This window comes from Burkholderia sp. AU32262 (genome assembly GCF_020419985.1).
GTDB lineage: Bacteria > Pseudomonadota > Gammaproteobacteria > Burkholderiales > Burkholderiaceae > Burkholderia > Burkholderia semiarida.
On sequence record NZ_JAIZRS010000067.1, the window covers coordinates 1 to 1649 of the forward strand.

1 protein-coding gene is annotated in these 1649 nt (G+C 65.7%); it reads right to left on the reverse strand.

Going from position 1 to position 1649, the window contains the following annotated elements; all coding sequences use genetic code 11:
- Positions 1–2: 2 nt before the first annotated feature.
- A partial coding sequence (locus tag LGN10_RS33325; RefSeq protein ID WP_226226284.1) for an electron transfer flavoprotein-ubiquinone oxidoreductase occupies positions 3–1649 on the reverse strand: 1647 nt, incomplete at its 5' end.

The window sequence follows — 1649 nt, forward strand, 5'->3', positions numbered from 1 at the left end:
CGTTACATGTTCGGGTAATTCGGCCCGCCGCCGCCTTCGGGCGTGACCCACACGATGTTCTGCGTCGGGTCCTTGATGTCGCAAGTCTTGCAGTGCACGCAGTTCTGCGCGTTGATCACGAGCCGATCGCCGCCGTCGTCGTTCTTCACGAACTCGTACACCGCCGCCGGGCAGAAACGCGCCTCCGGCCCCGCGTACGTGCGCAGGTTCACGTTCACCGGCACGCTCGCGTCCTTCAGCGTCAGGTGCGCCGGCTGGTTTTCCTCGTGGTTCGTGTTCGAGATGAACACCGACGAGAGGCGATCGAACGTCAGCTTGCCGTCCGGCTTCGGATAGTCGATCGGCTCGCATTGCGACGCCGGCTTCAGCATCTCGTGGTCCGCGTGCTGGTGATGCAGCGTCCACGGCACGTTGCCGCCCATCACCTTCTGCTCGATCCCGACCATCAGCGTGCCCAGATACAGGCCCTTGGCCATCCACTGCTTGAAGTTGCGCGCGCGGTACAGCTCCGTGTAAAGCCACGATTGCTTGAACGCGTCCGGGTACGCGTTGAGCTCGTCCGACTGACGCCCGGCCTGCACCGCGTCGAATGCCGCATCGGCCGCCAGCATCCCGGTCTTGATCGCCGCGTGGCTGCCCTTGATCCGCGACGCGTTCAAAAAGCCCGCGTCGTCGCCGATCAGCGCGCCGCCCGGGAACACCGTCTTCGGCAGCGACAGCAGGCCGCCCGCCGTGATCGCCCGCGCGCCGTACGACACGCGCTTGCCGCCTTCGAGGAACGCGCGGATCGACGGATGCGTCTTGTAGCGCTGGAATTCCTCGAATGGCGACAGGTACGGGTTCGTGTAGCCGAGGCCCACGACGAAGCCGACCACGACCTGGTTGTTGTCCATGTGATACAGGAACGAGCCGCCGTACGTATCGGACTTCAGCGGCCAGCCGGCCGTGTGGATCACGAGGCCCGGCTTGTGCTTGGCCGGATCGATTTCCCACAGTTCCTTGATGCCGATCCCGTACGCCTGCGGATCCGCGTTCGCGTCGAGCTTGAACTTCGCGATCAACTGGCGGCCGAGGTGGCCGCGGCAGCCTTCGGCGAACAGCGTGTACTTCGCGTGCAGCTCCATGCCGAGCTGGAAGTTCTCGGTCGGCTCGCCGTCCTTGCCCACGCCCATGTTGCCGGTGGCGACGCCTTTGACCGAACCGTCGTCGTTGTACAGAATCTCCGCGGCGGGGAAGCCCGGGAAGATTTCCACGCCGAGCGCCTCGGCCTGCTGGCCGAGCCAGCGCGTGACGTTGCCCAGCGAGATCACGTAGTTGCCGTGATTCTTGAAGTTGTCGGGCAGCGCCCAGTTCGGCGTCGTGACCGCGCTCTTCTCGGACAGGAACAGGAAGCGGTCTTCCGTCACCTCGACGTCGAGCGGCGCGCCGCGTTCTTTCCAGTCGGGAAACAGCTCGGTGATCGCGCGCGGGTCCATCACCGCGCCCGACAGGATGTGCGCGCCGATCTCGGAACCTTTCTCGAGCACGCACACGCCGATCTCGGCGCCTTTCTCGGCGGCCAGCTGCTTGAGCCGGATCGCCGCCGACAGCCCGGCGGGGCCGCCGCCGACGATCACGACGTCGTATTCCATCGATTCGCGCGGGCCGTA